Below are 4,047 nucleotides of genomic sequence, written 5' to 3'. Positions count from 1 at the left end.
ATCGACCAGAGCAAAAGCCTGTTCGTGCAGATGCAGGAGCAGATGCAAAACCAGGCGAAATCGATGTTCAGCACGTTTCCGTTTCCGAATCCGCCGGGCGCGAGTGGGACGGGGGAGAAGAAGTAACAGAACCCGACGGGTTGACGCCGTCCGTGAGCCAATCCTGGCTCACAGTAGAATAACGGTTTGCGGTGCGGCGCCTGGGCGAACAGTCGCCTTGTGGCGAAAGCCGCGCTGGGTCTTTCTCTTCCGAGCGTCTTTCGTCCTGCTTTTCCAGTGGTGACGCCAGCGGCAGCGCGCGCGCTGCCCGGCCCGTCAGCTTCGTGCCAGACCGGCTTGCCGCAAGTCATACGTCACTTACAACACCAGAGTAAAAAATGTCCCTGATCGCTAATCCCGCTGTGCCCAAGGTGGGGTTGAGTTCACTTGGACGCCTGTAAAATTCGCAGACGCTGCTTAGGCGAGGCTTTCGCATGAGCCGGCTGCTTCTTGCGCCCATGGAAGGGCTCGCAGACTACGTGCTGCGCGATGTGCTGACCAGCACCGGCGGATTCGACGGCTGCGTATCCGAATTCATCAGGGTGACGGGGTCGGTGCTTCCCCGGGGTGTCTACGAGAGAGAGACGCCTGAAGTCCTCCACGGAGGCCGAACACCCAACGGCACGCCGATGGTGATCCAGTTGCTCGGCAGCGATCCTGAATGGATGGCGTTGAATGCGGCTACGGCGGCCAGTCTGTCGCCTCATGGCATCGATCTGAACTTCGGCTGTCCCGCAAAGATCGTCAACCGGCACGGTGGCGGCGCGATGCTTCTGGCGCACCCTGAACAGTTGCACCGGATTGTTTCGTCCGTTCGTGCAGCAGTCCCTCGCAGCATTGCCGTGACGGCAAAAATGCGGCTTGGCGTCTCCGATACTTCGCTCGCGATCGAATGCGCCACGGCGCTGGCGGAGGGCGGCGCTGCCTCCCTCGTGGTGCATGCCAGAACGCGGGACCATGGTTATCGGCCGCCGGCGCACTGGGAATGGATCGCGCGTATCGACGCCGCCGTGGACGTACCGGTCGTAGCCAACGGAGAAGTCTGGACCGTAGCCGACTGGGAGGCGTGCCGTGCGGTCAGCGGATGCACGGACGTGATGATCGGGCGGGGCGCTGTCTCGGACCCGTTCCTGGCTTTGCGCATCCGCGGACTGATGGACCGGACGCCTTCCGACGACGAATGGCCGGCCGTGCTGGGTCAAATTGCCGATTACCTTAGAAAACTGCAGTTCCGGGTTGCATCCCGTCATGAGCACGGCCGCGTCAAGATGTGGCTCGGCTATCTCAAGCGGACCTGGCCACAGGCTGCCGAGCTGCACGCAGCAATTCGGCGCCTGCATGATGCGTATGACATTCTTGAAGTGATCGAGCGCGCTATGGGATTCGACGATGCAACACCGGTCGGTCAGCGTGCGACCCTCGGCTTGTGCGATCCGGTATGCCTCGCTACTTGACCGGCCGCGCTACACCAGGCGCGATGACATAACAGGATACGGCAGGATACGGCCCCTTTGAGATCAAGCCACTTGGCTGACCGTCTCAAACAGTGAGACGCAAGCTCGGCCGTCCATCCCGCAAAAGCTTGCGCATACCGCCGTCATTCTCACCGGTTCGATCTCGTCGAACGTACACGCGCTCGTCTGCGGGTAAAATATCGGATTGGCCTAAACCGCTTGACTCGAGTTGCGGTCCCGGCCTGCCCCACATCTGGAAGTCCCGTGAAAAATCATTTAGAAACAACGGCTAAGGCTCATTCGGCGCCTAAAGTCGGCTTTGTCAGCCTCGGCTGCCCCAAGGCTTTGGTCGACTCCGAGCAAATCATCACGCAACTGCGCGCCGAAGGTTACGAGATTTCCAGCTCCTACGATGGCGCCGATCTCGTCGTGGTGAACACGTGCGGTTTTATCGATGAAGCCGTGCAGGAAAGCCTCGACGCCATCGGTGAAGCGCTGCATGAAAACGGCAAAGTGATCGTGACCGGTTGTCTCGGCGCGAAAAAGAGCGCGAGCGGCACGGGCCTGATCGAGGAAGTGCATCCGAAAGTGCTGGCCGTGACCGGTCCGCACGCGACGGCCGAAGTCATGATCCACGTGCATCAGCACTTGCCCAAGCCGCACGATCCGTTCATCGATCTGGTGCCGCCGGCCGGGATCAAGCTCACGCCTCGCCATTACGCGTACCTGAAGATATCGGAAGGGTGCAATCACCGCTGCACGTTCTGCATCATCCCGTCGATGCGCGGCGACCTGATCTCGCGTCCCATCGCCGACGTGATGCTCGAAGCGGAAAACCTTTTCAAATCCGGCGTCAAGGAACTGCTCGTGATTTCGCAGGACACGAGCGCTTATGGCGTCGATGTCAAATACCGTACCGGCTTCTGGAACGGCAAGCCGGTCAAGACACGCATGACGGACCTCGTCGGCGCGCTGGGCGAACTCGCGGCGCAATATGGCGCGTGGGTCCGCCTGCATTACGTGTATCCGTATCCGAGCGTGGACGAAGTGATTCCTTTGATGGCGGAGGGACCACTGAAAGGGCACGTGCTGCCGTACCTCGACGTTCCGTTCCAGCATGCACATCCCGAAGTGCTCAAGCGCATGAAGCGCCCGGCGAACGCCGAGAAAGTGCTCGAACGCGTGCAGAAGTGGCGCGCAATGTGCCCGGACCTCACGATCCGCAGCACGTTCATTGCGGGATTCCCGGGCGAGACGGAAGAGCAGTTCCAGACGCTGCTGGACTTCATTCGTATCGCTGATCTGGATCGGGTCGGCTGCTTCGCGTATTCGCCGGTCGAAGGCGCGACGGCGAATGATCTCGACGGCGCGCTGCCCGACGAAGTCCGCGAGGAACGCCGTGCGCGGTTCATGGAACTGGCCGAGGAATTATCGGCGGAACGCATGAAGCGCAAGGTGGGCAAGACGCTGAAAGTGCTGGTCGATGAACTCAGCGCCGAAGGCGGCGTCGGACGTACTGCGGCGGATGCGCCCGAGATCGATGGCGTGGTGTATATCGAACCGGCGAAAAAAGCGTCCAAACGATATAAAGCGGGCGACTTCGTGTCGGTAAAAATCACTGGCGCCGATGGCCACGACCTGTGGGGCGAAGTTTAACAACGGGACAAAGGAGCTTTCATGACGCAGCGTGAAGTGGTGGTGGTCAGTGGAGTACGGACTGCAATCGGCGATTTCGGCGGTGCGCTGAAGGACTTCAGCCCGACCGATCTTGGCGCACGCGTGGTGCGCGAGGTTTTATCGCGGGCGGATCTGTCCGGCGATGACGTCGGCCATGTCGTGTTCGGCAACGTGATCCAGACCGAGCCGAAGGACATGTACCTGGCGCGCGTCGCCGCGTTGAACGGCGGCGTCACGCAACACGCACCGGCGTTGACCGTCAACCGGCTGTGCGGATCGGGATTGCAGGCCATTGTTTCCGCCGCGCAATCCATCTTGCTGGGCGATACCGATATCGCCATCGGCGGCGGCGCGGAGAGCATGAGCCGTGCGCCGTATCTCGCGCCCGCTGCGCGGTTCGGCCAGCGCATGGGCGACGCCCGTCTCGTCGACATGATGCTCGGCGCGCTCCACGATCCCTTCGATTCCATCCACATGGGCGTGACCGCTGAAAACGTCGCGGCGAAGTACGGCATTTCGCGCGAGATGCAGGATGAGCTTGCGGTGGAGTCCCACAGGCGGGCGGCGCGGGCCATCGAAGGCGGCTATTTCAAGGAGCAGATCCTTGCGGTGACGCAGGCGTCGAAGAAGGGTGAGATCGTCTTCGATACCGACGAACACGTCCGCATGAATGCAACGCTCGCAGACTTCTCGAAGCTCAAGCCGGTGTTCGCGAAAGAAAACGGCACGGTGACGGCGGGCAATGCATCGGGTATCAACGATGCCGCCGCTGCCGTCGTGTTGATGGAACGCAATGAGGCCGAGAAGCGCGGCCTCAAGCCGCTTGCACGTCTGGTCTCGTATGCGCATGCGGGCGTCGATCCGAAATACATGGGCA

At 61.3% G+C, this 4,047-nt stretch carries 3 protein-coding genes and 1 pseudogene; all 4 read left to right on the top strand.

Going from position 1 to position 4,047, the window contains the following annotated elements:
* Positions 1-126, top strand: a pseudogene (locus ACFFAR_RS26745) (polyhydroxyalkanoate synthesis repressor PhaR); the annotation flags it as partial.
* A 347-nt stretch (positions 127-473) separates the two neighbouring features.
* A complete protein-coding gene (locus ACFFAR_RS26740; RefSeq protein WP_375508777.1) occupies positions 474-1,493 on the top strand; it encodes a tRNA dihydrouridine synthase in 1,020 nt (339 codons plus the stop codon).
* A gap of 264 nt (positions 1,494-1,757) precedes the next feature.
* Positions 1,758-3,149: a 30S ribosomal protein S12 methylthiotransferase RimO gene (gene rimO / locus ACFFAR_RS26735; RefSeq protein ID WP_061999516.1), complete on the top strand. Its 1,392-nt coding sequence runs from the start codon at positions 1,758-1,760 to the stop codon at positions 3,147-3,149.
* A 21-nt stretch (positions 3,150-3,170) separates the two neighbouring features.
* A partial coding sequence (locus ACFFAR_RS26730) for an acetyl-CoA C-acyltransferase (protein WP_375508776.1) occupies positions 3,171-4,047 on the top strand: 877 nt, incomplete at its 3' end.

Origin of the sequence: uncultured Caballeronia sp. (genome assembly GCF_964243625.1) — a bacterium.
GTDB lineage: Bacteria > Pseudomonadota > Gammaproteobacteria > Burkholderiales > Burkholderiaceae > Caballeronia.
Note: the sequence above shows the minus strand (reverse complement) of the source record. Positions and strands in the feature narration are given on the sequence as shown.